Raw genomic sequence first — 24,995 nt, 5'->3', positions numbered from 1 at the left:
TGCGCTTCATGTCGGCCACCCATGACGATCCGCTGGCGCAGCCGTTGCTGGCCGAGCTGGCCATCGAGTACGCCGAGCGATACGGCGGCACCGCGAGCGCTCACCTGGCCTGGCTTCCGGTGTCCAGGGCGGAATTGGCGCCGCCTGGCGGCGGGCTGCTGATCGGCGTCGTGGCGGACGTGCCGGTGACCGGTGGCGCTTTCCTGCGCTATGACGCCGAAACCGCGGAACTCAAGCGGATCTGGACCGACCGCGCGCATCGCCGCCGCGGGTACGCCAGGGCGCTGCTGGCCGCGCTCGAGGCCGAGGCCGCCGCGCGCGGATACCGCAGGCTGTATCTGATCACCGGCAACCGCCAACCGGAGGCTGCGGCGCTATACGACGCGACCGGATACACCCGCGTGCCCGCCGATCCGATCCCCGACTGGGGCCCGTTCCGGCCGATCGCGTTCGAAAAGTGGCTGGCGTCAAAGCCTCAGTGACCGCGTGGGGCGTACATGATCACCGCCACCCCCAGCAGGCAGACCGCGGCCCCGAGGACGTCCCAGCGATCGGGCCGGAAGCCGTCGAAAACCACCCCCCATAGCAACGAGCCCGCGACGAACGCGCCGCCGTAGGCGGCGAGGATCCGCCCGAAGTGTGCGTCGGGCTGCAGGGTGGCGACGAAGCCGTAGGCGCCCAGCGCGACGATCCCCGGCCCCACCCACACCCAGCCGCGGTGTTCGCGGACGCCCTGCCACACCAGCCACGCCCCGCCGATCTCGAGGACCGCCGCCAGCGCGAATAACGCGATTGACTTGGCAACGGTCATCGGCGTTTTCGATCGAGGGGGCCGCCGACGGGCGTCCGCGTCACGCGCACCCGGCCAGCGCGATGGCGGCCTCCGTTGCCTCGCGGATCGGGCCGCGCCAGACGTCGCCGTGGCCGGGCAACAAGACCTCGGTGTCCAGGAGGGCCAGCGCGTTCAGGCTGCGCAGGCAGGCCTGCTGGCTGTGGCTGAACATCGCGGGCAGCAGCTGGGGGCCGCCGCGGCGCAGCAGCGGGTGACCGGTGATCAGCGCGTCGCCGCTGACCAGCACACCGTCGACCACGTACGAGCAGTGCCCGCCGGTGTGCCCAGGCGTGGGCACGGCCATGGGCCGGCCGGGCAGGCCGGCGGCGATCTCGGCGGTCAGCGGCCGCGTGGTGGGGATGCCGTCGCGGATCAGGCCGCCGCTGCGCGCGACGTGCACGGTCCACACCGCCCAGCGCGGACGCCAAACGCGCAGCGCCACACCGACGGGCGAGACCTGCTCCAGATACTCGCGCTTGGCGTGACCGACTTCGTCGGCGTGGCAGTAGACGTCGGTGCCGTGCTCGCGGGCGAACCAGATCGCCGAGCCTAGGTGGTCGATGTGTGCGTGCGTCAGCAGGATGGCGCGGACGTCGCTGGGCTGGTAGCCGAGTTTCCTCAGCGAGTCCAGGACGTCCTCGCGGTCGCCGGGGTAGCCGGCGTCGATCAGCATGACGCCGGTGTCGTCGGCGACCAGCGTCCAGTTGACGGCGTGGCCTACGGCGAGGTGCACCGCGTCGGTGACCTGGATGAGGGTCGGGGTGGGTCCCATGCCCGCGAGTGTAGGAGCGATCGCGAGCGCGGCGGAGCCGGGCGTGGCGGGTCGCGACGGTGAGGTGGGGAGCGATCGCGGCGGGTCGCGACCGCGAGTGTAGGGCTCCGGCCGGAGGAGTAGAAATAACTCGTGGCTGAGTTGAAACTGGGATACAAAGCGTCCGCCGAACAATTCGCGCCGCGTGAACTCGTTGAGCTGGCCGTTGCCGCCGAGGGACACGGAATGGACAGCGCCACCGTCAGCGACCATTTCCAGCCCTGGCGGCACGAGGGCGGGCACGCGCCCTTCTCGCTGGCGTGGATGACCGCCGTCGGCGAGCGCACGCGGCGGTTGCAGCTGGGCACGTCCGTGCTGACTCCGACGTTCCGGTACAACCCCGCCGTCATCGCGCAGGCGTTCGCGACCATGGGGTGCCTGTATCCGGGCCGGATCTTCCTGGGCGTGGGCACCGGGGAGTCGCTCAACGAGATCGCCACGGGCTACGAGGGCGAATGGCCGGAGTTCAAAGAGCGCTACGCCCGCCTGCGCGAATCGGTGCGACTGATGCGCGAGCTGTGGCTGGGCGACCGGGTGGATTTCGAGGGCGAGTACTACCACACCAAGGGCGCCTCGATCTACGACGTGCCCGAGGGTGGCATCCCGATCTACATTGCCGCCGGGGGACCGCAGGTCGCCAAGTACGCCGGCCGCGCGGGTGACGGATTCATCTGCACCTCCGGCAAGGGCGAGGAGCTCTACAAGGACAAGCTCATCCCCGCCATGAAGGAGGGCGCGGAGGCGGCGGGCAAGAACGCGGAAGACATCGACCGGATGATCGAGATCAAGATCTCCTACGACACCGACCCGGAGCTGGCGCTGGAGAACACCCGCTTCTGGGCGCCGCTGTCGTTGACCGCCGAACAGAAGACCAGCATTCACGACCCGCTCGAAATGGAGAAGGCGGCCGACGAGCTGCCGATCGAGCAGGTGGCCAAGCGTTGGATCGTGGCCTCGGACCCCGACGAGGCGGTCGAGAAGGTCAAGGACTACGTCGACTGGGGCCTCAACCACCTGGTGTTCCACGCGCCCGGCCACGATCAGCGCCGGTTCCTGGAGCTCTTTGAAAAGGACCTGGCGCCGCGGCTGCGGCGGCTGGCCTGAGAGGCGCACGAGTGGCCCCCGGTTCCGCGACGGCGATCTACATTGCCGCCCCCGAGGCGGAGACCGGCAAGTCGACGATCGCGCTCGGCCTCTTGCACAAGCTGACCGCGACCGTCGCCAAAGTCGGTGTGTTCCGGCCCATTACGCGTGCCGCCCGTGCAGGCGAGCGCGATTACATCCTGGAGCTGCTGCTGGGCCACACAACCGCGGGCCTGCCCTACGAGCAGTGCCTCGGTGTCACCTACCAGCAGCTGTACGCCGACAGTGACGCCGCGATCGCCAGCATCGTCGACTCCTACCACGCGATGGCGGACGCCTGCGACGTCGTGGTGATCGTCGGCAGCGACTACACCGACGTCGCCCGGCCGGCGGAGCTCTCGGTCAACGCCCGCATCGCGGTCAACCTCGGCGCGCCGGTGCTGCTCACGGTCAGCGGGAAGGGTCGCACGCCGGAGGAGGTCGCCCGCGTCGTCGAAGTGTGTCTCGCCGAGATATCCGCCCAGCGGGCCCATACCGCGGCAGTGGTGGCCAACCGGTGCGCGCCCGGCGATCTGGACGACATCCGCAAAGAGCTGGCCGAGGCGCTGAGCGGGCTTCCGCAACGCAGGTACGTGCTGCCCGAGGAGCCGCTACTCTCGGCGCCGACGGTCGCCGAACTGGAGCGGGCGCTGCAGGGCACGCCGGTCAGCGGCGAGGCGTCGCTGCGCGAGCGGGAGGTCACCGGGATACTGGTCGCCGGGATGACCGCCGACCACGTTCTGGAGCGGCTGGCCGACGGCATGGCGGTCATCACACCCGGAGATCGCTCCGACGTGGTGCTGGCGGTCGCGAGCGCCCATGCGGCCGAAGGCTTTCCGTCGTTGTCATGCCTCGTGCTGAACGGGGGCTTCGAGCTGCACCCGTCCATTGCGGCCCTGGTGGCCGGCCTGCGCCTGCGGCTGCCGATAGTCGCGACCGCGCTGGGCACCTACGACACCGCCGGTGCGGCCGCCGCGGCCCGCGGCCGCGTGACCGCGACGTCGCAACGCAAGATCGACACCGCGCTCGCGCTGATGGACCACCATGTCGACGTCTCGGAGTTGTTGGCGCAGCTCGCGATTCCGATTCCCTCGGTGACCACGCCGCAGATGTTCATCCACCGGCTGACGCTGCAGGCCCGATCGGACCGCAAGCGCATCGTCCTGCCCGAGGGGGACGACGACCGCATCCTCAAGTCGGCCGGGCGCGTGCTGCAGCGCCGCGTCGCCGACCTGACGATCCTGGGCGACGAGGCCCGAATCCGGCAGCGCTGCGGGGAACTCGGTGTGGACCTGCAAGGCGCGAGGCTCATCGACCCGCTCGCCAGCGAGCTGCGGGGGCGGTTCGCCGAGCAATACGCCGAACTACGCAAGGCGAAGGGCGTCACCGTCGAGCATGCTCGCGAGATCATGCGAGATGCAACGTATTTCGGCACAATGCTGGTGTATAACGACATGGTCGACGGCATGGTGTCCGGCGCCGCGCACACCACCGCGCACACCGTGCGGCCGGCGTTCGAGATCATCAAGACGGTTCCCGACGTCTCCACCGTCTCGAGCATCTTCTTGATGTGCCTGCCCGACCGGGTGCTGGCGTACGGTGACTGCGCGATCATCCCCAACCCGACGCCGGAACAGCTCGCCGACATCGCGATCAGCTCGGCGCGCACCGCGGCGCGATTCGGGATCGAGCCGCGGGTGGCCATGCTGTCGTACTCGACCGGAGATTCCGGCACCGGCGCGGATGTCGACAAGGTCAGGAGGGCAACGGAATTGGTGCGCCAGCGCGACCCCCAACTGCTGGTCGAAGGCCCGATCCAATACGACGCCGCGATCGAGCCGTCCGTCGCGGCCACCAAACTGCGCGACTCGCCGGTGGCCGGCCGCGCCACCGTGCTGATCTTCCCCGACCTCAACACCGGCAACAACACCTACAAGGCGGTCCAGCGCAGCGCCGGCGCGATCGCCATCGGACCGGTGCTGCAGGGGCTGCGCCGGCCGGTGAACGATCTGTCGCGCGGCGCGCTGGTCGACGACATCGTCAACACGATCGCCATCACCGCGATCCAGGCGCAGCAGCCGGCGCAGTCATGACTCCGCCGGTGCTGGTGATCAATTCGGGCTCGTCGTCCCTGAAATATCAGCTGATCGACGTGCAGTCCGGCACGGCGCGGGCGGGTGGCGGCATCCAGCAGATCGGCGAGCCGTCGTCACGGGTCGCCGACCACGAGGAGGCGCTGCGACTGGCGTTCGCGCAGCTGTGCGAGGCGGGGGTGGATCTTCAGTCGTGCGGGCTGCTGGCTGTCGGGCACCGGGTGGTGCACGGGGGCAGGGACTTTTACCGCCCGACGTTGTTGGACGACGCCCGGATCGCCAAACTCGAGACGCTGTCCGCGCTTGCGCCGCTGCACAATCCGCCCGCGGTGCAGGGCATCAAGGTGGCACGCAAGCTGCTGCCGGACGTCGCGCACATCGCCGTGTTCGACACCGCCTTCTTCCACGACCTGCCGGCCGCGGCCGCGACGTACGCGATGAACCGGGAGCTGGCCGAGCGGTGGAAGATCCGCCGCTACGGGTTTCACGGCACCTCGCACCAGTACGTCAGCGAGCAGGCCGCCGACTTCCTGGGCCGGCCGCCGGGCGACCTGCGGCAGATCGTGCTGCACCTGGGCAACGGCGCCTCGGCCTCGGCCATCGCCGCTGGCCGGCCGGTCGACACCTCGATGGGCCTGACCCCGCTGGAGGGGCTGGTGATGGGCACGCGGAGCGGTGACATCGACCCCGGGGTCATCAGCTACCTTTGGCGGAGCGCGAACATGAGCGTCGACAAGATCGAGTCGATGCTCAACAACGAGTCGGGCGTCTGGGGTCTGGCCGGCGAACGCGACTTCCGCCGGCTGCGCGCGATGATCGAATCGGGCGACGAGTCAGCGCGCTTGGCGTACGACGTGTTTGTCCACCGGCTGCGCAAGTACGTCGGCGCCTATCTGGCGGTGCTGGGGCGCGCCGACGCCATCACCTTCACCGCGGGCATTGGCGAGAACGATCCGGCGGTGCGCCGCGACGCCCTGGCCGGCCTGGAGGGGCTGGGCATCGTGCTGGACGAGGGCCGCAACCTCGCCGAGGGCGGCGGGGCGCGGCGCATATCCGCCGACGACTCGCCGATCGCCGTGCTCGTCATCCCGACGGACGAGGAGCTGGCCATCGCCCGCGACTGCGCGGCCCTGCTGGCGGGCTCATAAGAAGCCCAGGGCGGTGCGGCCGGTGCCGACGGACGGCGTCGGGTCCGTCCCGACGGTGTGGGTGAGCAGCTCGGCATAGACGTCACGGAAGTCGGTGGTGTACTTGAGATCTCCGTTGTCCAGGTCGGTCAGGCTGGGTTCGGCACCGTAAAAGCCGCCCTTGACCGGCGCGCCCGCGACGAACACCGGGCCAGCCGTGCCGTGATCGGTTCCCTGCGAGGCGTTGGCCCGAACCCGGCGGCCGAACTCCGAGTAGGCCATCAGGACGACGTTGCGCCCGAAGCGATCACCCGCCATGTCCCGCAGGAACGGCGTCACCGCCGCGTCGAACGTCTGCAGCAGGCGCTGCTGGGTGCCGCGCTCGTCCGCGTGGGTGTCGAAACCGCCGAGCTGCACGGTGTACACCCGGGTGGGGACGCGGGCCTTCACCGCACTGGCCACCAGGCCGAGCTGGGCTGCGAGCGGATTATGCGCACCGGCAGCGGGTTTCACCGTCTTGAACGCGTTATCGGCAGTGCGCGCGGCGCGGTAGGCCTTGCAGACCGCGGCCATGGCCGGGGTGTCGTCGGGGTCGTCGGCGCCCAGAGTCGCCATGATGGCGTCGAGCCGGGCCGCCTGACCGTCCGGCGCCCCGTTGGTGGAAAGGGCTGCCCCGGTTTGTTTTTCGCCGACAGCGAGGGGCGGCAGGACGGGGCCGACGTTCACCGCGCGCAGGGGGTCGTCGCCCGTGGCGTCGAGCCAGCGGCCAATCCAGCCCGTCGGGACGGGCTCGGCCGGCGAGGCCGTCTGCCAGATGTCCATGGACCGAAAGTGGCTGTGGTCGGGGCGCGGATAGCCCACCCCTCGCACCACCGCGAGGTGCCGGTCGTTCCACAGCTGGCCCAGGCCCTTGAGGGCGGGGTTGAGGCCCAGCTGCTGGTCGAGGTGGATGACATCGCCCGGGGCGTACGCGAGCTCGGGCCGGGCGTCGTGATAGGCGTTGTCCGCGTAAGGAATCACGGTGTTGATCCCGTCGTTGCCGCCGTAGAGCGTGACGAGCACCAGGACCCCGGCGCCCTCGGGCAGCGGATTCTCCGAGGCGGCGCGGATCAGGTCGTGCCAGTCGACCGCCACGGCCGTCGACAGTAGGCCGGCCGCGCCGACGCCCGCGCTGGCGATCAGGAAGCGGCGGCGATTGAGTTGGGGCATGGGAATTCTCGCTCAGGACGTCAGGTATTCGGGAGTGTTGACAGCGGCGGCGACCAGCAGCGGCGGCGTGCCCACCAGGGGCCGCAGGGCTTGCGCGCTGCGGTCCGTCCAGGCGCCGACACCGATCACGTAGCCCACCGCGTCGACCCGGTCGCCCGGGGCGGTGCCCTCGATGTCGGACAGGTCGCCGAGATGCGCCAGGCGGGTCGCGGCCCGCAGCCGCGCCCCGGCGCTGGCGGTGGACAGCCACACCGGCCCACGGGGCCACCCGCCGACGCTTGGCGGGTAGAACGGACGCTGCCCGAGCGCGTGCAGTGTCGCGTCGGCGAACTTGCGGTCCGCGGGCCGGCGCAGCGGCACCCGCAGCGCGCGGACGACGCCGACCAGCCATTCGACCGGCGTGTTCACCCTGCCCGCGGCGGCGGCCCCGTCCGGGCGGATGAACTCGTCGTCGGTGAGGATCGCGCGGGTCAGCGCCCGCAGGTCGCGGTCCGGTCCGTACGCGGCGACCAGCCGGGGCAGCGCCGCCGGTGACGGCGGGTCATCGGAAGCCAATTGTTGCCAAAGGCGGCCCGCGACGTATTCGGGGGACTTCGGCTGGGCCAGCACCGCGTCGCAGAACCCGGCTGCGTCGAAGTTGGCGGTCCGGCCGAACAGCGTCTTGGCGCCCGCGTCGTGGCGTTTGGCGGCCAGCGAGGTGCGGCCGTCGGCGCCGATCACCCATCCGGTGAGTGCCCGGGCACCGGCGCGGACGTCGTCCTCGGTGTAGCCGTTGCCGTGGCCGAGGGCGAACAGCTCCATGAACTCGCGCGCCAGGTTCTCGTTGGGTGCCTTGGCGGTGCTGCTCTGCCCGTCCAGCCAGCGCAGCATCGCGGCGTCGGTGAGCATCGCGTACGCCAAGGCGCGAAAGTCGCCCAGCGCGCCGGTGCGGAGCTTTTCGTTCTGGGTGGCCATGTGCGCGGCGACCCGGACTTTCTGCGCCGAGGTAGCGAAGTGGTTGTGCCACAACAACGTCAGTTTCTCGTGCACCGGCTGTTCCACCGCGGCCATGCGGCGCAGCCACCAGTCGGAGAGCAGGTCCTGCTGCTCGGAAACCTGCTGGTTGTACTGCTTGCGGGCGGCGGGCGTGGCACCCTTGCCCGGCTGCGGCGGCGCATCCAACGCGGGCATCGGGGTGGCGACGGCTCCCGGGTCGGTAGCGGCCTTCGCGGCCAGGATGACGTCGACCTGGGCCGGCCAGCCGCGGGTGACGGCCGCGTCGACCTCGGGTCCGGTGGCGCCGAACCCGGCGCGCCGCAGCGCACCGGCGGTGGCGACCCAGGTGGCGGACTGGCCAGGCATGGGACAACTGTGCGGCATCTGGCTATGTTTTCGCTGTGGATGGGCGCACACTCGGTGTGCCGGTCACGTGCGAGCGTTTCCCGCATGGGAGATCCGTTCATCGGCAGCGAGGCCCTGGCGGCCGGGGCGGTGACGACGCACCAGCTGAGAACGCGCTATCGCGCCGTGCTGCCAAACGTCTACCTCGCCAGGGGCGTCGAGCCCTCGCTCGAACTGCGCATCGCCGCGGCGTGGTTGTGGTCGAGGCGGACGGCGACGATCGTCGGGGCGGCCGCCGCGGCTCTGCACGGCTCGCGGTGGATTCCCGACGGCATCCCGATCGAGCTGGTGTGCGCCAACTCGCACCCGCCGTGCGGCGTCCTCACGCGGCGCTACGCGCTGTCGGATGGGGAGACTCAGCAGCTCGGTGGGCTGGCCGTCACCACGCCCGAGCGCACCGCCTTCGACATCGGCCGGCGCGGGGCCATCCGGTCGTCCGTGGTGAGGCTCGATGCGCTGGCGCGGGCAACGGGTTTCAAGGCCGACGACGTGTTGGCGATCGCCAAGGCCCACCCGCGGTCGCCGGGACTGCGGCGACTGGAGACCGCGCTGGAGCTCGTCGACCCCGGATCCCAGTCACCCAGGGAGAGCTACCTGCGTCTGCTGCTGATCGACGCGGGCCTGCCGCGCCCCCAGACGCAGATACCCGTGCTCGGCGTCGACGGGCTCCCGATCGCGTACCTCGACCTGGGCTGGGCGGAAACCATGGTCGCCGTCGAGTGCGACGGCGACCATCATCGGACGGACCGCCGCCAGTACGTCAAGGACGTTCGGCGTGCCGAGACGCTCGAGCGGATGGGCTGGCTGATCGTCCGCGTCGTCGCCGAGGATCACCCCGTCGATATCGTCCGCCGGGTGCGGGAGGCGTTGGCTATTCGGCGGTCGAGTGTGCAACCAAGGCGTTGATTGTGAACTGGAGGCGGGGTTTTCGCCGGTTTGCGCGCTCCGGTTGCACAGTCGACGCTCTGGTTGCACAGTCGATGTCGTCGGGTCTCACACCAGACGCACAAGGCGTTAGAAAGTGCTCGTCGGCCGCACCCGGTTAGCCATGTCCACCAGCGCATAGCGATGCCGTTGCGTGGGTGCGACGCGGGCCAGGTTGCGCAGTGACGCCTCGACGCCGAGCCGCAGCCCGTGTTCGGTGAACGGGAAACCGAGGATGTGGTTGGTGCTCGCCTCGTTGTTGTCGAGCCAGTCCATCGCGGCGCCGAGCACCAGCGCGCGGATCTGCAGCACCCGCGGCTCGGTGGGCGGCAGCGCCTCCACGCGGCGGGCGGCGTCGCGGATCTGCTCCTCGGTGATCTCGCTGGACGACCGGCCCGAGAGCAAGGTCACCGCACTCGTCAGCCTCGCCGTGGTGAAATGCCTTGACGTGGGCGGCACTTCGTCGAGCGTGCGCACCGCGCCGGCCCGATCGCCCTGCGCCGACAGCGATCTGGCCAGGCCGAACGCCGCCGAGATCACCCCGTCGTTGGTCCGCCACACCGTCTGGTAAAAGTTGTGTTCGTCGGTGTTGCCGGCGAGCTCGGCCGTCGCGGCCAGGGCCAGCTTGGGCGCCAGTTCGCCCGGGAAGGTGTCCAGCACTTCGGTGAAATGTTCGGTGGCGGAGTCGTAGTCACCGGTGAGCAGCTCGCCGACGGCGCGATACCAGACCAGCCGCCACTGCCAGCCGACCCGCTCGGCGAGGTCGTCGAGCTTGCGGGTGGCCTTGGCGACGTCGCCCAGGTCGAGCAGCGCGCGCACCTCCATCAGCGGCAGCTCCACCGACTCGGACAGCTCCACCCCGTCGGCGTCGAGGGTGCCGTGGCGGGCCGCGCGCAGCGAGTCCAGCGTCTGCACCGGCTGGGACAGCACCGTCGCCTGCAGCACCGGGGCGGCGACGTCGGCCTGGTTCACCAGCGGCACCGACAGCGCGGTGACGATCTCGCGGGCGGTCAACTTCTCCGAGTGCACCTGGCCATCCAGGTACACGTCGGTGTGCGCGACCAGCAGGTCCACCCCGAACGTCGACCGGCTGGGGCTGAAGACGTTCGACAGCCCGCCCCGCGGCACCCCGGTGTCGTGGGCGACGACCTCCCGCAGCACGCCCATCAACTGGGCCGACATCTCGTCGGTGCTCGCAAACCGGCGCCGCGGGTCGGGGTCGGTGGCGCGGCGCAGCAACCGCCGGAACGAGTCGTAGGTCTTCAGCACCGGATCGTCTTCGGGCAGCCCGTCGACGTAGCGCCCGTTGCGCGTGGGCATGTTCAAGGTGAGCGCCGCGAGCGTGCGCCCGACCGTATAGATGTCGGTGGCCACCGTCGGTCCGGTCCGCACGATCTCGTGCGCCTGGAAGCCCGGCGTGCCGTACAGGTAGCCGAACGAATTGATCCGAGACACCGCGCCCAGGTCGATCAGCTTCAGCTGCTCTTCGGTGAGCATGATGTTCTCGGGCTTGAGGTCGTTGTAGACCAGGCCGATGGAATGCAAATACCCCAGGGCGGGAAGGATTTCCAGCAGGTAGGCGATGGCCTCGGCGACCGGCAGCTTCTCATCCTTGGAGCCCCGCCTGAGCGACTGGCCGCCGATGTACTCCATGACGATGTAGCCGACGGGGTTGCCGTGCCGGTCGGTGTGCTCGACGAAGTTGAAGATCTGCACGATCTGCGGGTGCACAACCTCGGCGAGGAACTGACGCTCGGCCATCGCGATGGCCTGCGCCTCGGCGTCCCCGGAGTGCACCAGGCCCTTGAGCACCACCGGGCGGTCGTTGACGTTGTGGTCGACGGCCAGATAAACCCAGCCCAGGCCGCCGTGCGCGATGCAGCCCTTCACCTCGTACTGACCGGCGACGGTGTCGCCCGGATTCAGTTGCGGCAGAAACGAGTACGCGCTCCCACATGCCGGGCACCAGCCCTCCGACGCGCCCTTCTCCTCGGAGTTGGACCGGCCGACCGGCTTCCCGCAGTTCCAGCAGAACCGCTTGGACTCCGGCACCACCGGATTGGTCATCAGGGCCTCGAGCGGGTCGATGTCCCGCACGCGGGGAATCTGGACCAGTCCACCGCCGAGGTGCCGGACCGGGGGCAGCCTCCTCGTCGCGACCGTCACCCGCTCCAGTGGTTCGGAGTCCGGGCCGCTGACCGAGAGGAGCGGGAAATCGTCGTCATCGTCGTCGAAGTCGGGCCGGAACAGGGCCTGCGTGGCCTGCGGCCGCCCCTCCGACGCGTCCGACGCCTCCTGAGTCTCCGGGGCGGGCTGGGCGCCGGGCACCCCCTCCTCCGCCTCGTCGGACTTCCTGGGCTCGGCCATCAGTCCAGATACCTCGGCGCGGGCGGGGCGGGCGCGGGCCCGAGGACCGTCAACCACTTGCGGTACAACGTGTTCCACGTGCCGTCGCGGCGGATGCGTTCGAGCGTGCCGTTGACGAAGCGGACCAGCCCGGTGTTGTTCAGGTTGACGCCGATGCCGTACGGCTGCGTGGCCATGTTCGGCCCGACGATGTGCAAGTAGGGGTCCTCCTCGACCAGGCCGGCCAGGATCGAGTCGTCGGTGCTCACGGCGTCGATCTCGCGCTGCTGCATGGCCACCAGGCAGTCGGCCCAGTTCACCACCGACACGATCACCGGGGCCGGGTCGATCTGGCGGATCCGGTGCAGCGAGGTGGTGCCCTTCGCCACGCACACCCGCTTGCCGGACAGGTCTCCCACCTTGACGATCGGCGAGTCGCGCGGCGCGAGGATGCGCTGGTTGGCGTCGAGGTAGACGGTCGAGAAGTTCACCTGCTTGCGCCGTTCGCAGGTGATGGTCATGGTCTTGACGACGACGTCGACCTCCGAGCGCTGCAGCGCGGTGACCCGCTCGTCGGACGACAGGATGCGGTACTCCACGTGCGACGGGGCCCCGAAGATGTCGCGCGCGATCTCGCCGGCGACGTCGACGTCGAACCCCGTGATCTCCCCGGTGATCGGGTCGCGGAAGCTGAACAGGTTGCTGCCGATGTCCAGCCCGACGATCAGCCGGCCCCGCGCGCGGATGTCGGCGACGGCCGCGTCCGCCTCCGCCTTGGTCTGAAAGGGTCGCAGGCTGGCGGTGAGGTCGCAGTCCTGGGAGCCGTCGTCCGCGGGCAGCGGCGGCTCCGGCGCCATCTGCTCCATGCCGACCGGTGTGGGCGGCGGCAAGGTCGGCACCGTCGCGACCGTCAGCGATTCCGGGTGGGCGCAGCCGGCCAGCACGCTCAGCGTGGCGAGCCCGGCGGCGAGGCGTTTCATCACCGGTATTCCTTCAGCCGCGGCCACAGCCCTAGGGCGACGGCGATCGCCGCGCCGAGGCTGAGCACCACGCCCCCGACCTGCGCGCCGGACAGCCCGCTGCGCGCGTTGAGGACGTCGTTGCGCAGGTGCGTGCGGCTCTGGTCCATGGCCTTGACCAGCTGGTCCTCGAGCTTGTCGAACGCCGGGGTGGAGTCGTCTTCGCCGCTGCCCAGGGCGACCTGGGTGGCCGCCCGGTAGTTGCCCACCGAGATGTAGGAGTTGATCCGGTCGTTGGCCTGCCGCCAGCGCAGCAACAGCTGATCCGCGCCCTCCAGGTCGGGCTTGTCGACGGCGTCGCTGCGCGCCATGTACTGGTCGAGCTGAGAGTGCATCGAGTCGATGCGCCGGTAGAACGACTGCTTGCGCCGCTCCTCGTCACCGCGGCGGATCAGCGACAACGTCTCGTCGGCCCGGGCCTGCTGCGCGGTGATCGCCACGTTCGTGACGGTCTTGAGGGACTCCGCGGCGGTGTCCTTCGCACTACGACTCGCCGTCGTAGAGATGGTCAATGCGGTCCCGACCCATACCACCATCACGAGAATAGCCAGGCCGCCGACGACCAGCCCCGGGTTGATGCGGCGCCGGGTGCGCTGGGCCAACCAGCGGTGCGCGAACGCACCGAACAGCGCGGTGGTGACGACGACCAGGATCACCGGCAGCGGGATCTGGGTGGACGCGGTGGTCTCGCTGTCCACCCGCTTGGACGTCTCGGAGTAGAGCCGCGCCGCGTCGGGCAGGATCGTCGACTGCATCAGCCCGGACGCCTCCGACAGGTACGACGACCCGACGGGGTTGCCCTCGCGGTTGTTGGTGCGCGCGATTTCGATGAGCCCGGTGTAGACGGCCAGCTCGGCGTTGATCCGGCCCAGTAACTCCACCAGCGGCTCGTCCGTCAGACCGCTGGACGCCCTGGTCACCGCGACCGACGCGTCGGTGATCGCCTGCTCGTAGCGCTCCCGGACCGGACGCGGCTCGGCCTCGGCGATGAACGCGGTCGCCGCCGCGGCGTCGGCCACCGACAGCGTCGTGTATAGCCGCCCGGCGGCGAACGACAGCGGCTCGGTGTGGTTGAGCACCGTGGTCAGCACCTGCTGCCGGTGGTTGATGGTCGTCGACGTGGCGAAGGCGGTGGCGGCGCCGAGGGCCGCGAGGATGATCCCGATGGTCAGGATGCGCCCGGGGGTCGTGGAGATGAACCACCAGCGCGGGTGCGCCGGTTCGGCGGGCGACCGCAAACCCGGGGGCTCGGTCGACGGATGCGCCAGCTCAACCGTCACGTCTGATCAGCCCTCATCTTTCGGCCACTCGATTTCGCTGCACCGACCTCTATAAGCGAATCTTAAGAGGATTTGCGGCGGATGGGGGGAGGCCGACGCAATTGATACCCGGCTGCAAGGTTGCGGGCGCGCATATCCTTGATCTCGTGCAGGGCGACGGTGACGGATGGGTGATATCCGAGCGCGGCGCCCACTATTGGGGCCGGTACGGCGCGGCCGGTCTCCTGCTGCGCGCGCCGCTTACCGACGGCACTCCCGCGGTCCTGCTGCAGCACCGCGCGGTGTGGAGTCACCAGGGCGGGACGTGGGGCCTGCCGGGCGGCGCCCGGGATAGCCACGAGACCCCCGAGGAGACGGCGGTCCGCGAGGCGTACGAGGAGGCCGGCCTCGTCACCGCGCTGGTGGCCGTCCGCGCGGCGGTGGTCACGGCCGAGATCCCCGGAATCGGCGGCGCCCGCTGGACCTACACGACCGTCGTCGCCGACGCGGGCGAGTTGCTCGACACCGTGCCCAACGGAGAAAGCGCCGAGATGCGCTGGGTGCCCGAGGACGAGGTGGCGGCCCTGCCGCTGCATCCCGGTTTCGCCGCCAGCTGGCACCGCCTGCGCACCGCGCCGGCGCGGGTGCCGCTCGGCCACGGCGACGAGCGCCGGCGGCACCTGCCGCGCACGGTCGAGCTGGACGCGGGGGTGTTCGTCTGGTGCATGCCGGGCGACCCGCTTCGGGCCGACGAGGCCCCGTCGCACCTGAGTCACCGGATCAGCTCGCTGCTGCAAGCGCCGAGCTGAGCTCCCGCGCGGCGGCCCGGGGGTCCTCGGCCGCGGTGATGGCCCGGACCACCACGATCCGGCGCGCACCGGCGTCAAGCACCTCGGGCAGGCGCCGCGCGTCGATGCCGCCGATGGCGAACCACGGCTTGGCGCCCGTCAGCAGGGCGGCGGCCCGCACGAGCGACAGGCCCGGCGCCTCGCGACCCGGCTTGGTCGGCGTGGGCCAGCACGGGCCGACGCAGAAGTAGTCGGCGCCGCCGGCCGCGGCGGAACGTGCCTGGTCGGCGTCGTGGCTGGACAGGCCGATCACGGTGTGGGGGCCGACGAATTCGCGCGCAACGGCCTGGGGCAGGTCGCCCTGGCCGAGGTGCAGGACGTCGGCACCCGCCGCGCGGGCGATGTCGGCCCGGTCGTTGACCGCGAACAGCGCGCCGTGCCGGCGCGCGGCGTCGGCCAGGATCTCGCACGCCGCCAGCTCCTCGCGCGCCTCGAGCGGTCCGAACCGCTCTTCGCCCGGCGATCCTTTGTCGCGCAGCTGGATGATGTCCACCCCGCCGGCCAGCGCGGCGTCGGCGAACTGGGCCAGGTCGCCGCGTTCGCGGCGCGCGTCGGTACACAGATAAAGGCGCGCTGAGGCGAGCCGGGTGAGACGTGGATGCACACTGCGACGCTAGCGCGCTAGCGTAGACGGCAGAATTACTAGACACGGGAGTCCCGGGGAGCACCACCTGCGGGGCTGAGAGTGGGCACAGCCAGTGCGACTGGACCTGCCCTTACCGTCACACCTGATCCGGATCATGCCGGCGAAGGGAGGACAGGGAATGCCCACGGGTTCTTTGGCCGTCATCGGAGGCGGCGTCATCGGGTTGTCGGTGGCGCGGCGTGCCGCGCAGGCCGGATGGACGGTGCAGGTGCACAGCACGGGTCAACGCGGCGCCTCCTGGGTCGCCGGCGGCATGCTGGCACCGCACAGCGAGGGCTGGCCGGGCGAGGAGCGCCTGCTGCACCTGGGGCTGGAGTCGTTGCGGCTGTGGCGCGAGGGCGGGTTCCTCGACGGGTTGCCGCCGGAGGTGGTCACCGCCCGCGAATCATTGGTGGTGGCCGTCGACCGGGCCGACGTCGCGGACCTGCGCACGGTCGCGGAGTGGCTGTCGGAGCAGGGCCACCCGGTGATCTGGGAGTCGGCCGCGCGCGACGTCGAACCGCAGCTCGCGCAGGGCATCCGGCATGGTTTTCGGGCGCCGACGGAGTTGGCGGTCGACAATCGCGCGGTGGTCGATGCGCTGGCCGCGGACTGCGAGCGCCTCGGCGTTCGGTGGGGCGGGCCCGTCGATGAGTTGTCCCGCGTCGAGGGCGACGCGGTGGTAATCGCCAACGGCATCGACGCGCCCAGGCTGTGGCCCGGCCTGCCGGTGCGCCCCGTGAAGGGTGAGGTGCTGCGCCTGCGCTGGCGGAAGGGGTGTACGCCGCTGCCGCAGCGGGTGATTCGGGCCCGCGTGCACGGCCGGCAGGTGTACCTGGTGCCGCGCGCCGACGGGGTGGTGGTCGGTGCCACCCAGTACGAGCACGGGCGCGACACCGCTCCGGTCGTTTCCGGGGTGCGGGACCTGCTGGACGACGCCTGCGCGGTGCTGCCGGCGCTCGGCGAGTACGAGTTGGCCGAGTGCGCCGCCGGGCTGCGCCCGATGACGCCCGACAACCTGCCCATCGTGCAGCGCCTCGACGGGCGAACCCTGGTGGCCGCCGGCCACGGCCGGTCCGGGTTTCTGCTGGCGCCGTGGACCGCGGAACAAATTGTCTGTCAACTGGTCCCGGTCGGAGCGCCGTCATGATCGTCATGGTCAACGAACAGCCGGTCGAGGTCGACGAGCAGACCACCGTCGCCGCATTGCTGGACTCGCTGGGCTACCCCGACCGGGGCGTCGCGGTGGCCATCGACCTGTCGGTGCTGCCGCGGTCGCAATGGGGCACCACGCTAAGCGACGGTGCGCGCCTCGAGGTTGTGACGGCGGTGCAAGGTGGCTGACTCGACCCTCACCATCGCCGACCGCAGCTTCGCGTCGCGGCTCATCATGGGCACCGGGGGAGCGACCAACCTTGCCGTGCTCGAGGAGGCGCTGATCGCGTCCGGCACCGAACTGACCACCGTGGCGATCCGCCGGGTCGACGCCGAGGGCGGGACCGGATTGCTGGACCTGCTCAACAAGTTGAGCATCATGCCGCTGCCCAACACGGCCGGGTGCCGCAGCGCGGCCGAGGCGGTGCTCACCGCCCGGCTCGCCCGCGAGGCGCTGAACACCGACTGGGTCAAGCTCGAGGTGATCGCCGACGAGCGCACACTGCTGCCCGATGCCGTCGAATTACTCAAGGCGGCCGAGCAATTGGTCGACGACGGGTTCGTCGTGTTGCCGTACACCAACGACGACCCGGTGCTGGCCCGCCGGCTCGAGGACGCCGGGTGCGCCGCCGTCATGCCGCTGGGCTCGCCGATCGGTACCGGCCTGGGCATCACCAACCCGCACAACATCGAGATGATCGTCGCGGGGGCGGGTGTCCCGGTGGTGCTCGACGCGGGCATCGGGACGGCCAGCGACGCCGCGCTGGCGATGGAATTGGGTTGCGACGCCGTGCTGTTGGCGAGCGCGGTGACGCGGGCCGCCGATCCGGCGGCGATGGCCGCGGCGATGGCCGCGGCCATCACCGCCGGCCACCTGGCCCGCCGCGCTGGCCGCATCCCCAAGCGGTTCTGGGCCCAGGCATCCTCCCCGCCGCGCTAACACCACCATGAAACGTCATGTCGCGCTGGGTAGTTCGATGGCCGCCGGCCCCGGGATGCGGGGGTGGCGAAACTTATTGCGGCACAGCTATGAACGTGAACGTCAGCCGTTCGCGCGCCACCACTGGTAGAGGCCGTTGACGTCGTTGTTGTTCGAGGTGACGTGGCCCAGCACGTTCTTGGCGTCGGTGGTCCAGGTGATGGTCGCGGAGTTCTTGTAGGTGCCGCAGGCCACCTGGCCGGCGCTCGCCGAGCTGCCCTGGTGCCAGGTGGTCGGCGACTGACCCGCGTCCCCGCAGGCCGCCATGGACACGTCCTTGATCGTGGAGCTGAACGCCGCGGCCAGGTTCGTGCCGTTGTCGAAGAGGGCGTAGAGGCCGGCGGCCGGCCCGTTCGAGTCGGGGCTCTGACCGCAAAGGAGCTCGGCCAGCTCACCGGTCTCCGTCAACGTCTGCGGTTTGCAGTTGTTCAGGCCGTAGCCCTTCGACACGTTGCCCGCCAGGGTGTTCAGGTCGTTCGGGTTGCCCGTGTTGCCGGGATCGGCGGCAGCCGTGGCCGTCCCGGCTACGGCGAAACCGCCCAGCAGTGCCGCGATGGTCGCCGTCCGCAGCGCCTTGCTCAGAGGGGACATGCTGAACTCCTTATGTCGTTGCACCGAGGTGCGGCCGCACTGATCTGCGTGAGTGTATTTCGACATTAGGCCGCAGTCGGTAGTTTCAGCAAAACGAAAATGTGAACACCTGAGCAAACACCGCAGCGCCGCGCCGCACGATACCCAAGGAGTCGATCGACTTTCTCTGAACGCAATATTTTACGGCCAAACGGCACCGTCAACCGTTGGCCTTCCACCACTCGTAGAGCGCCGCGGCGTCGCCGTTGGCGCCGCGGATATAACTCAACACGTTCTTGGCCTCGGTGGTCCAGATGATCTCTGCGGCATTCTGATAAGTCCCGCACGCCACCTGCCCCGCCACCGCGGCGGAACCCTGGTGCCAGGTGGTGGGCGAGGAGGAGGTGCCCCCGCAGCCGGTCAGGACATCCTCCTTGATGCTCTTGGTGAACGAGCCGGCCAAGTCGGTGCCGTTGCCGAACAGCAGATACCTCGCCTGGGCGGGCCCGTTCGGGTCGGGGCTCTGTCCGCACTGAAGCGAGGCGAGTTCGCCGCCCGTGATGGTCTGTGGGCTGCAGTTCTTCAGGTCGTAGCCCTTCGACAACGAGGCGGCAAGCGCGTTGACGTCCGACGGGTTACCGGTGTCCGGGGGATCAGCGCTTGCCGGGGCGGCGGTGAGCGTGCCCGCGAGCGCGGCGGCCGCCGCCGCCATCCGTGCGGTGGTGTGATGAGGCATCCCTTGACTCCTTGGCGGTGGTCGCTGAATACCGATCGTAGGGGTATTCGGGTGCCGTGCAAACACATTCCGCCGGATATTGTCTGTTAGGGCACGAATTTGGCGTCGGCACATAATTTCCGTGCCGTGCAACCATTTTCGGGTGTGCGCCCGATTTTCCCCACGCCGCGCGGTGCCGTTTACGGTTCGGCCGGAACTGGATTTGTTGTTTGGTGATGACGGCGCGACGCCGCTCGGGTATGGTAAGCACGCTTCACGCCAGCTAACTTCTCGTGATCTGGAGAATCCATGACGCAGCCGCCCCCTCCGCCCCCGGGATATCCGCCGCAGCAGCCGGCCGGGCAGGCGCCGAATAACTACCTGGTGTGGTCCATTCTGGTGACCCTCTTCTGCTGTCTGCCCTTCGGGATCGTGGCGATCGTCAAGTCCAGTCAGGTCAACGGGCTTTGGGCGCAGGGCCGTTACGCCGAGGCGCAGGCGTCGGCGGACAGCGCCAAGAAGTGGGTGATGTGGTCGGTCATCGTCGGCCTGATCGTGATCGTCATCAACGTGATCCTGGCGGCGACGGGTGCCTACAACGGAGACAACACGAACGCGGCGATGCTTGCCGCGATGTTCTAAAGTCGGCGTCGTGACGGTCACCCGCCAGGGCTTCGCGCGGCTGAGTTTGGCTGCGCCCCTGGCGGTGGCCGCGTCGACCACGCTGGTCTGCGCGGCCGTCTGGGTGGGCGATCCGACCACCCCGAACGGCCCGCTGCCGGTCTGCCCCACCAAGGCCCTGCTGGGCATCGACTGCCCCGGCTGCGGCAGCATGCGCATGCTGTATTCGCTCATGCACGGCAACCTGGCTGCGGCCGCCAGATTCAATGCGCTCGGTCTGGCGGCGCTGGTGCTGTTGGTCTGGGCGTACCTGGCGTGGACCTACGGCCGGGTCACCGGCAGGCGGATACGGGGCTGGCAGCACCAGCGCTGGTCCGCAGCCGTGGTGCTGGGCCTTGTGGTGATCTGGTTCGTCGTGCGAAACCTCCCCTTCGTCCCGTTCAGCGCGCTGCATGTCTGAACGTGTCGATCGGCGCGACCCACGCACCGCGGTCTAACCTGGGGCTCAATGCTGAACAAATCGTCGACGGTCTTGGCGGTGCTCGTCACGGTCGCCCTGACCGCGGTCGCGGCCGGTTGCTTCCACAAGTCGGCTAATCCCTCGGCCGGAGCGCCCAACCCCGCAGCGGCCGAGTTCGCCGACACCCTGCGCGGCAAGGTCACCGCCGACGCGATGATGGTGCACCTCTCCAAGCTGCAGGACATCGCCAACGCCAACAACGGCACCCGCGCGGTGGGCACCCCCGGCTACGAAGCCAGCGTCGACTATGTGGTGGATACCTTGCGTCACAGCGGTTTTGACGTGCAAACGCCGGAGTTCTCCGCGCGCGTCTTCCACGGCGACAAGCCGGCGGTGACCGTCGGCGGCAGGCCCGTCGAGGCGCGCGCGTTGGACTTCAGCCTCGGCACCCCGCCGGACGGGGTGAGCGGCCCGCTGGTCGCCGCGCCCACGGGCGACAGCCCCGGGTGCGCGGCGACCGACTACGACGGGCTGCCGGTGCAGGGTTCGGTGGTGCTGGTCGACCGGGGCAGTTGCCCGTTCTCGCAGAAGGAGGACATCGCGGCCAAGCGCGGCGCCGTCGGGATGATCGTCGCCGACAACGTCGACGAGCAACAGATGGGCGGCACCCTGGGGCCGGACACCGAGGTGAAGATCCCGGTGGTCAGCGTCACCAGGTCGGTCGGAGTCCAGCTGCGCGCGCAGCCGGGGCCGGCCACCATCAAGCTGACCGCGAGCGTGCAGAACTTCAAGGCCCGCAACGTGATCGCGCAGACCAAGACCGGCTCGTCCCACGACGTGGTGATGGCCGGTGCGCACCTCGACAGCGTTCCGGAGGGGCCGGGCATCAACGACAACGGGTCTGGTGTTGCCGCGATCCTGCAGACCGCCATCCAGCTCGGCAGCTCGCCGCAGGTGCGCAACGCGGTGCGGTTCGGCTTCTGGGGCGCGGAGGAACTCGGGCTCATCGGGTCGCGCAACTACGTCGAGTCGCTGGACCTCAACGGACTCAAAGACCTTGCCCTGTATCTGAACTTCGACATGCTAGCGTCGCCGAACCCCGGTTACTTCACCTATGACGGAGACCAATCGCTGCCGTTGGACGCCCGCGGCCGGCCCGTCGTCCCCGAAGGCTCGGCCGGCATCGAGCGCACGCTGGTCGCCTACCTGAAGTCGGCCGGAAAGACCGCGCAGGACACGTCGTTCGACGGGCGTTCCGACTACGACGGCTTCACCCTCGCCGGCGTCCCGGCCGGCGGGCTGTTCTCCGGGGCCGAGGCCAAGATGTCCGCCGACCAGGCCAAGCTCTGGGGCGGCACGCCCGACCAGCCCTTCGACCCCAACTACCACCAGAAGACCGACACGCTCGACCACATCGACCGGACCGCCCTGGGCATCAACGGCGGCGGCGTCGCCTACGCCATCGGCCTGTATGCGCAGGACCTGGGCGGGCACAACGGGGTACCGGTCATGGAGGACCGCACGCGACACGTGCTCACGAAGTCATGATCCGCCGGCTCGGCGCGACGATGCTCCTGCTGGCCGGTTTGCTGTCGGGATGCTCGTCGGGCTCACGCGTGGCGGCGCCGGCCACGGCGCCCGATCTCGGTCACGGCTTGGCCGCAAAGATGAGCGCGGACCGCATGCTCGCCCACTTGCGCGCGCTACAGGACATCGCCAACGCCAACAAAGGCAGCCGGGCCGAGGGCACCCCCGGCTACGACGCCAGCGTCGACTACGTCGCGAAGGCGTTGCGCGACAGGGGATTCGACGTGGCCACCCCGCAGTTCGACCGGCTCTACGCCGAGTCGCCCGGGAAGCCGGCGGTGACCGTCGGCGGCCTTGGCTATCAGGTCGACCAGGCATCGCTGCTGGTGCAGACCCCGCCGGGCGGGCTGACCGGTCAGCCCGTTCGCCCCGCGCAGCCGTCCGGCTGCTCGGCCGCCGACTACCCGGCCCTGCCCAAGGGCGCCATCGCCGTCGTCGACGACGCCCGCTGCTCGGTGGTGGACAAGCAGAACAGCGCCATCGCCAAGGGTGCCGCGGCAGTGATCGTGCTCAGCAGCTCCGGGGCCCAGGGGGCGCCCTCGACGCTGTTCAACCCCGGTTACTTCAAGCAGCTGACCGTGCCCGTCGCTGTCGCCGGTGGGTCCGCCGCGAGCGCGCTGGTGCGTGCGACCGCCCCGATCCGCCTCCTGCTGGACGCCCGCAACGCCGTGGTCACGTCGCGAAACGTGCTGGCGCAGACCAAGACCGGCTCGCCCCACGAGGTGGTCGTGGTCGGTGCGCACCTCGACGCGCCGCCCGGGGGGCCGGGCATCAACGACAACGGTTCCGGGGCGGCCGCGGTGCTGGAGACCGCGCTGCAGCTCGGCCCGCTGGCCCCGGTGAACAACGCGGTTCGGTTCGCGTTCTGGGGGGCCGGCCTCGGTGGGCCGATGGACTACGTCTTTGGTATGGATGCCGGCCAGCTCAACGACGTCGCGCTGTACCTGAACTTCACCATGCTGGGGTCGACGAACGCGGGCTTCTTCACCGACGACGGCGATCAGTCCGGTCCGGCCAGCCCCGGGGTGTCTTTCGGAGACGTCCCCGACGGCTCGGCCGGCATCGAGCGCACCCTGGCGGGATTCTTGAACCTCGCCGGCAAGCGGCCCGCCGACATGCCGCTGGACACTCGGGCCGACTACCACCCGTTCCTGGTCGCCGGCGTGCCGGTCGGCGGCATGACCTCCGGTGGCTCGCAGATGAAGACCACCGTGCAGGCCCGGTTGTGGGGTGGTCAGGCGGGGGCCCCGTTCGACCCCAATTATCGGAGCGCCCGGGACACCCTCGACAACGTGAGCCGGGAAACGCTGGGGCTCATGGGTTCCGGGGTGGCGTTCGCCGTCGGCACTTACGCGGAGTCCCTCGGCGGCGTCAACGGCGTGCCCCCGCACGACAAGCGGCACCGCACGCGCGTTCCGTAGGCGGGCTTGTCGGCTGTCATCTCCCAAGACATCGGTGACAGTTCTGTATCAGGACATTGGTGGCGGTCCGGGTGCTCTTGGTGGTGACACTTCTGCCCCAAGGCTTCGGTGGTGGCTGTCAATGAACCCATCGATCCTCGCGTCCGCCTGGCGATCTCGCAGTGGCCCGACGATGCGCCCCGCGGGGCGGTCTTGACGTTCTGTGGCTGAGCACGGCATCTCCCGCAAGTCGTTCTACGAATTGCGCAAACGTACGAAGACCGACGGTCCGGCCGCGGTGCTCGAACCCCGGACCCGGCGACCGAAGTCGAGCCCGTCGAAGTTGAGCGATGAGGTCAAAGAACAGGCTGTGGCAGTGCGGGCCGCTCTGGAGTCCTCCGGTCTGGACCACGGGCCGATCAGTGTGCACGAGAAGATGCGCGCGATGGGTTTGGAGCCGGTCCCGTCCACGGCATCTTTGGCACGCATCTTCCGTGAGGCTGGCGTGGCTCGTCGTGAGCCGAAGAAGAAGCCTCGCTCGGCATGGCGGCGGTTCGTCTATCCGGCCCCGAATGCGTGCTGGCAACTCGATGCGACCGAGTACGTGCTCAGCGGTGGACGCCGGTGTGTGATCTTCCAGCTCATCGACGACCACTCCCGCTATGCAGTCGCGTCCCACGTCGCCTCCAGCGAGACCGCCAAGGACGCAATCACGGTGGTGGACAAGGCCATCGCCGTCCACGGGGTGCCCCAACGACTGTTGTCCGACAACGGGCTCGCGTTGAACCCTTTCCGGCGCGGCTACCTCGGCCAACTCGTCGACCACGGTGGCGCCCTGGGCGTGGAGGCGATCACCGGCAAGCCCTACAAGCCGACCACCCAGGGCAAGAACGAACGCTTCCACCAAACCCTGTTCCGCTACCTCGACAAGAGCCGATCGCGGAATCACTCGCGCGAACTCCAAGCCCAGATCGACGCCTTCGACCACATCTACAACACCGAACGCCCCCACCAAGGGTTGCCCGGCACGGGTCACCCCGCTGACCGCGTGGGAAGCCACACCCAAAGCCGATCCGCCCCGCCCGAAACCCGACCGGCCGGCCTACCGCGAGCCCCTACCCGGCCGCTACCAGTTCCCGCGAGCCACGCCACCTACCGATCTGCCCGCCAACACCGTTGTCCGAACGGTCACCACGGGCGGGACCATTGGGCTGGACTCCGTCATCTACCGGGTCGATGCGCAACGCGCCTTCCAGCGGGTCCTCGTTGTCAGCGACGGCGACAAGATCATCGTCACTGATCTACTGGGCGAGGTCCTCGCCGAGCACACCCGACCCGCACCGGGCATCAAATACGTCGGCAACGGCCGGCCACGCGGCCCCCAACCCAAAACTCCGCAACCCTCACCGAAGTCCTGACACACCAACTGTCACCAATGTCCTGATGCAGAACTATCACCGATGTCCCGAGACATCACAGTCGACTTGTCGGACCCGCGTGACACAATCGAACACATGTTCGATGAGAAGTTGTCGCGGCCGGCTGTGTTGTTGGAGCGGTTGTCGGTGTCGGCGCGCGAGGAGAATCGGGCGGCGGCCGATCAGCTGGTGGCGATGGGGGAATTGTTCGCGGTGCGCTGGTCGGCGCAGTCGGAGCTGTGGGTGATCGACGCGATGGAGGCGGTCGGGGCGGAGGTGGCTGCGGTGTTGCGGATCTCGCAGCGGTTGGCGGTGAGCCGGCTGCGGTATGCGCGGGCGATGGTGGAGCGGTTGCCGAAGGTGGGGGCGGTGTTCGCTGCGGGGGATATCGATTTCCGGTTGTTCGCAACGATCGTGTATCGCACGGATTTGATCGAGGACCCGCAGGTGTTGGCGGCGGTGGATGCTCGGTTGGCGGTCAGTGTGGCTCGGTGG

General features: G+C 69.7%; 24 protein-coding genes and 1 pseudogene. 15 read left to right on the top strand and 10 right to left on the bottom strand.

What is annotated here, in order from left to right; genetic code table 11:
• Positions 1-8: 8 nt before the first annotated feature.
• A complete protein-coding gene (locus SKC42_RS19865) occupies positions 9-482 on the top strand; it encodes a GNAT family N-acetyltransferase (protein WP_330966060.1) in 474 nt (157 codons plus the stop codon).
• Here the strand turns inward: SKC42_RS19865 and SKC42_RS19860 are convergent.
• Both SKC42_RS19860 and SKC42_RS19855 read right to left on the bottom strand, forming a co-directional pair.
• Positions 476-811 carry a YnfA family protein gene (locus SKC42_RS19860; protein ID WP_330965987.1) on the bottom strand — a complete coding sequence of 112 codons (336 nt, stop codon included), beginning with the start codon at positions 809-811 and terminating at the stop codon, positions 476-478. The two genes, SKC42_RS19865 and SKC42_RS19860, sit on opposite strands and share 7 nt — an antisense overlap.
• A 40-nt stretch (positions 812-851) precedes the next feature.
• A complete protein-coding gene (locus tag SKC42_RS19855) occupies positions 852-1,604 on the bottom strand; it encodes an MBL fold metallo-hydrolase (RefSeq protein WP_330965986.1) in 753 nt (250 codons plus the stop codon).
• Positions 1,605-1,736: 132 nt separating this feature from the next.
• Between SKC42_RS19855 and fgd the strand changes: the two genes are divergently transcribed.
• The 3 genes from fgd to SKC42_RS19840 are packed head-to-tail and all read left to right on the top strand — an operon-like array spanning position 1,737 to position 6,006.
• Entirely contained in the window at positions 1,737-2,747 is a 1,011-nt protein-coding gene (gene fgd / locus SKC42_RS19850; protein ID WP_330965985.1) for a glucose-6-phosphate dehydrogenase (coenzyme-F420), read from the top strand.
• Between the two features lie 11 nt (positions 2,748-2,758).
• Positions 2,759-4,858, top strand: coding sequence for a phosphate acetyltransferase (pta, locus tag SKC42_RS19845; protein WP_330965984.1), 2,100 nt, complete (start codon positions 2,759-2,761; stop codon positions 4,856-4,858).
• A complete protein-coding gene (locus tag SKC42_RS19840; protein WP_330965983.1) occupies positions 4,855-6,006 on the top strand; it encodes an acetate kinase in 1,152 nt (383 codons plus the stop codon). The genes pta and SKC42_RS19840 overlap by 4 nt, the downstream gene beginning before the upstream one ends.
• Here SKC42_RS19840 and SKC42_RS19835 read toward each other — a convergent pair.
• Both SKC42_RS19835 and SKC42_RS19830 read right to left on the bottom strand, forming a co-directional pair.
• On the bottom strand, positions 6,001-7,194 hold the full coding sequence (locus SKC42_RS19835) for a DUF1501 domain-containing protein (RefSeq protein WP_330965982.1): 1,194 nt from the start codon (positions 7,192-7,194) through the stop codon (positions 6,001-6,003). The genes SKC42_RS19840 and SKC42_RS19835 overlap by 6 nt on opposite strands.
• Positions 7,195-7,206: 12 nt before the next feature.
• Positions 7,207-8,535 carry a DUF1800 domain-containing protein gene (locus tag SKC42_RS19830; protein WP_330965981.1) on the bottom strand — a complete coding sequence of 443 codons (1,329 nt, stop codon included), beginning with the start codon at positions 8,533-8,535 and terminating at the stop codon, positions 7,207-7,209.
• Between the two features lie 84 nt (positions 8,536-8,619).
• On the opposite strand from SKC42_RS19830, the gene SKC42_RS19825 reads away from it, so the two are divergent.
• Positions 8,620-9,480: a hypothetical protein gene (locus SKC42_RS19825; RefSeq protein WP_330965980.1), complete on the top strand. Its 861-nt coding sequence runs from the start codon at positions 8,620-8,622 to the stop codon at positions 9,478-9,480.
• 108 nt (positions 9,481-9,588) lie between these two features.
• Here the strand turns inward: SKC42_RS19825 and SKC42_RS19820 are convergent, their stop codons facing one another.
• Genes SKC42_RS19820 through glnX form a run of 3 tightly spaced genes read right to left on the bottom strand, consistent with a single transcriptional unit; the run spans position 9,589 to position 14,143 of the window.
• On the bottom strand, positions 9,589-11,865 hold the full coding sequence (locus SKC42_RS19820; RefSeq protein WP_330965979.1) for a serine/threonine-protein kinase PknG: 2,277 nt from the start codon (positions 11,863-11,865) through the stop codon (positions 9,589-9,591).
• Complete coding sequence (locus SKC42_RS19815) at positions 11,865-12,824, bottom strand: glutamate ABC transporter substrate-binding protein (RefSeq protein ID WP_330965978.1); 960 nt, start codon at positions 12,822-12,824, stop codon at positions 11,865-11,867. Before SKC42_RS19815 ends, SKC42_RS19820 begins: the two co-directional genes overlap by 1 nt.
• On the bottom strand, positions 12,824-14,143 hold the full coding sequence (gene glnX, locus SKC42_RS19810; protein WP_330965977.1) for a protein kinase G-activating protein GlnX: 1,320 nt from the start codon (positions 14,141-14,143) through the stop codon (positions 12,824-12,826). The genes SKC42_RS19815 and glnX overlap by 1 nt, the downstream gene beginning before the upstream one ends.
• Before the next feature lie 146 nt (positions 14,144-14,289).
• Between glnX and SKC42_RS19805 the strand changes: the two genes are divergently transcribed.
• Positions 14,290-14,931 (top strand): NUDIX hydrolase, encoded by a 642-nt coding sequence (locus SKC42_RS19805; protein WP_330965976.1) that lies wholly within the window; start codon positions 14,290-14,292, stop codon positions 14,929-14,931.
• Here the strand turns inward: SKC42_RS19805 and thiE are convergent.
• Entirely contained in the window at positions 14,903-15,574 is a 672-nt protein-coding gene (gene thiE / locus SKC42_RS19800; RefSeq protein WP_330965975.1) for a thiamine phosphate synthase, read from the bottom strand. The genes SKC42_RS19805 and thiE overlap by 29 nt on opposite strands.
• 160 nt (positions 15,575-15,734) lie before the next feature.
• On the opposite strand from thiE, the gene thiO reads away from it, so the two are divergent.
• From thiO to SKC42_RS19785, 3 genes are read left to right on the top strand one after another with little or no spacing between them, the layout of a single operon-like run.
• Positions 15,735-16,745, top strand: a complete 1,011-nt coding sequence (gene thiO, locus SKC42_RS19795) for a glycine oxidase ThiO (protein ID WP_330965974.1) — start codon at positions 15,735-15,737, stop codon at positions 16,743-16,745.
• Positions 16,742-16,939: a sulfur carrier protein ThiS gene (gene thiS, locus SKC42_RS19790; protein WP_330965973.1), complete on the top strand. Its 198-nt coding sequence runs from the start codon at positions 16,742-16,744 to the stop codon at positions 16,937-16,939. Before thiO ends, thiS begins: the two co-directional genes overlap by 4 nt.
• The gene (locus tag SKC42_RS19785) at positions 16,932-17,690 is read left to right on the top strand and encodes a thiazole synthase (RefSeq protein WP_330965972.1); all 759 of its coding nucleotides are present in this window, start codon (positions 16,932-16,934) and stop codon (positions 17,688-17,690) included. The genes thiS and SKC42_RS19785 overlap by 8 nt, the downstream gene beginning before the upstream one ends.
• Positions 17,691-17,792: 102 nt before the next feature.
• On the opposite strand, the gene SKC42_RS19780 is transcribed toward SKC42_RS19785, so the two are convergent.
• Positions 17,793-18,320 carry a serine/threonine protein kinase gene (locus SKC42_RS19780; RefSeq protein ID WP_330965971.1) on the bottom strand — a complete coding sequence of 176 codons (528 nt, stop codon included), beginning with the start codon at positions 18,318-18,320 and terminating at the stop codon, positions 17,793-17,795.
• 199 nt (positions 18,321-18,519) lie between these two features.
• On the bottom strand, positions 18,520-19,035 hold the full coding sequence (locus SKC42_RS19775) for a serine/threonine protein kinase (RefSeq protein WP_442932201.1): 516 nt from the start codon (positions 19,033-19,035) through the stop codon (positions 18,520-18,522).
• Positions 19,036-19,323: 288 nt separating this feature from the next.
• On the opposite strand from SKC42_RS19775, the gene SKC42_RS19770 reads away from it, so the two are divergent.
• The 6 genes and pseudogenes from SKC42_RS19770 to SKC42_RS19745 all read left to right on the top strand — a co-directional run.
• The gene (locus tag SKC42_RS19770; RefSeq protein ID WP_330965970.1) at positions 19,324-19,656 is read left to right on the top strand and encodes a CD225/dispanin family protein; all 333 of its coding nucleotides are present in this window, start codon (positions 19,324-19,326) and stop codon (positions 19,654-19,656) included.
• A gap of 10 nt (positions 19,657-19,666) precedes the next feature.
• Positions 19,667-20,095 carry a DUF2752 domain-containing protein gene (locus SKC42_RS19765; RefSeq protein ID WP_330965969.1) on the top strand — a complete coding sequence of 143 codons (429 nt, stop codon included), beginning with the start codon at positions 19,667-19,669 and terminating at the stop codon, positions 20,093-20,095.
• Between the two features lie 48 nt (positions 20,096-20,143).
• Positions 20,144-21,643, top strand: coding sequence for a M28 family metallopeptidase (locus SKC42_RS19760; protein ID WP_330965968.1), 1,500 nt, complete (start codon positions 20,144-20,146; stop codon positions 21,641-21,643).
• On the top strand, positions 21,640-23,103 hold the full coding sequence (locus SKC42_RS19755) for a M28 family peptidase (RefSeq protein WP_330965967.1): 1,464 nt from the start codon (positions 21,640-21,642) through the stop codon (positions 23,101-23,103). Before SKC42_RS19760 ends, SKC42_RS19755 begins: the two co-directional genes overlap by 4 nt.
• Before the next feature lie 108 nt (positions 23,104-23,211).
• Positions 23,212-24,500: pseudogene (locus SKC42_RS19750) on the top strand (integrase core domain-containing protein).
• A 96-nt stretch (positions 24,501-24,596) separates the two neighbouring features.
• On the top strand, positions 24,597-24,995 hold a 399-nt coding region (locus SKC42_RS19745), incomplete at its 3' end, for a DUF222 domain-containing protein (protein WP_330965966.1).

The sequence above is a fragment of the Mycobacterium sp. 050134 genome, from assembly GCF_036409085.1.
In the GTDB taxonomy this organism is placed as follows: Bacteria; Actinomycetota; Actinomycetes; order Mycobacteriales; family Mycobacteriaceae; genus Mycobacterium.
The sequence above is the reverse complement of the archived record's forward strand: the minus strand, read 5'-3'. Positions and strand labels throughout refer to the sequence as shown.

Excerpts from the sequence above, each read along its gene's own strand:
- SKC42_RS19865 (WP_330966060.1), top strand. The coding sequence starts at position 9 with ATGTCGGCCACCCATGACGATCCGCTGGCGCAGCCGTTGCTGGCCGAG.
- SKC42_RS19860 (WP_330965987.1), bottom strand. The coding sequence starts at position 811 with ATGACCGTTGCCAAGTCAATCGCGTTATTCGCGCTGGCGGCGGTCCTC.
- SKC42_RS19855 (WP_330965986.1), bottom strand. The coding sequence starts at position 1,604 with ATGGGACCCACCCCGACCCTCATCCAGGTCACCGACGCGGTGCACCTC.
- SKC42_RS19840 (WP_330965983.1), top strand. The coding sequence starts at position 4,855 with ATGACTCCGCCGGTGCTGGTGATCAATTCGGGCTCGTCGTCCCTGAAA.
- SKC42_RS19835 (WP_330965982.1), bottom strand. The coding sequence starts at position 7,194 with ATGCCCCAACTCAATCGCCGCCGCTTCCTGATCGCCAGCGCGGGCGTC.
- SKC42_RS19830 (WP_330965981.1), bottom strand. The coding sequence starts at position 8,535 with ATGCCTGGCCAGTCCGCCACCTGGGTCGCCACCGCCGGTGCGCTGCGG.
- SKC42_RS19825 (WP_330965980.1), top strand. The coding sequence starts at position 8,620 with ATGGGAGATCCGTTCATCGGCAGCGAGGCCCTGGCGGCCGGGGCGGTG.
- SKC42_RS19820 (WP_330965979.1), bottom strand. The coding sequence starts at position 11,865 with ATGGCCGAGCCCAGGAAGTCCGACGAGGCGGAGGAGGGGGTGCCCGGC.
- SKC42_RS19815 (WP_330965978.1), bottom strand. The coding sequence starts at position 12,824 with ATGAAACGCCTCGCCGCCGGGCTCGCCACGCTGAGCGTGCTGGCCGGC.
- thiO (WP_330965974.1), top strand. The coding sequence starts at position 15,735 with ATGCCCACGGGTTCTTTGGCCGTCATCGGAGGCGGCGTCATCGGGTTG.
- thiS (WP_330965973.1), top strand. The coding sequence starts at position 16,742 with ATGATCGTCATGGTCAACGAACAGCCGGTCGAGGTCGACGAGCAGACC.
- SKC42_RS19780 (WP_330965971.1), bottom strand. The coding sequence starts at position 18,320 with ATGTCCCCTCTGAGCAAGGCGCTGCGGACGGCGACCATCGCGGCACTG.
- SKC42_RS19775 (WP_442932201.1), bottom strand. The coding sequence starts at position 19,035 with ATGCCTCATCACACCACCGCACGGATGGCGGCGGCGGCCGCCGCGCTC.
- SKC42_RS19770 (WP_330965970.1), top strand. The coding sequence starts at position 19,324 with ATGACGCAGCCGCCCCCTCCGCCCCCGGGATATCCGCCGCAGCAGCCG.
- SKC42_RS19760 (WP_330965968.1), top strand. The coding sequence starts at position 20,144 with ATGCTGAACAAATCGTCGACGGTCTTGGCGGTGCTCGTCACGGTCGCC.
- SKC42_RS19755 (WP_330965967.1), top strand. The coding sequence starts at position 21,640 with ATGATCCGCCGGCTCGGCGCGACGATGCTCCTGCTGGCCGGTTTGCTG.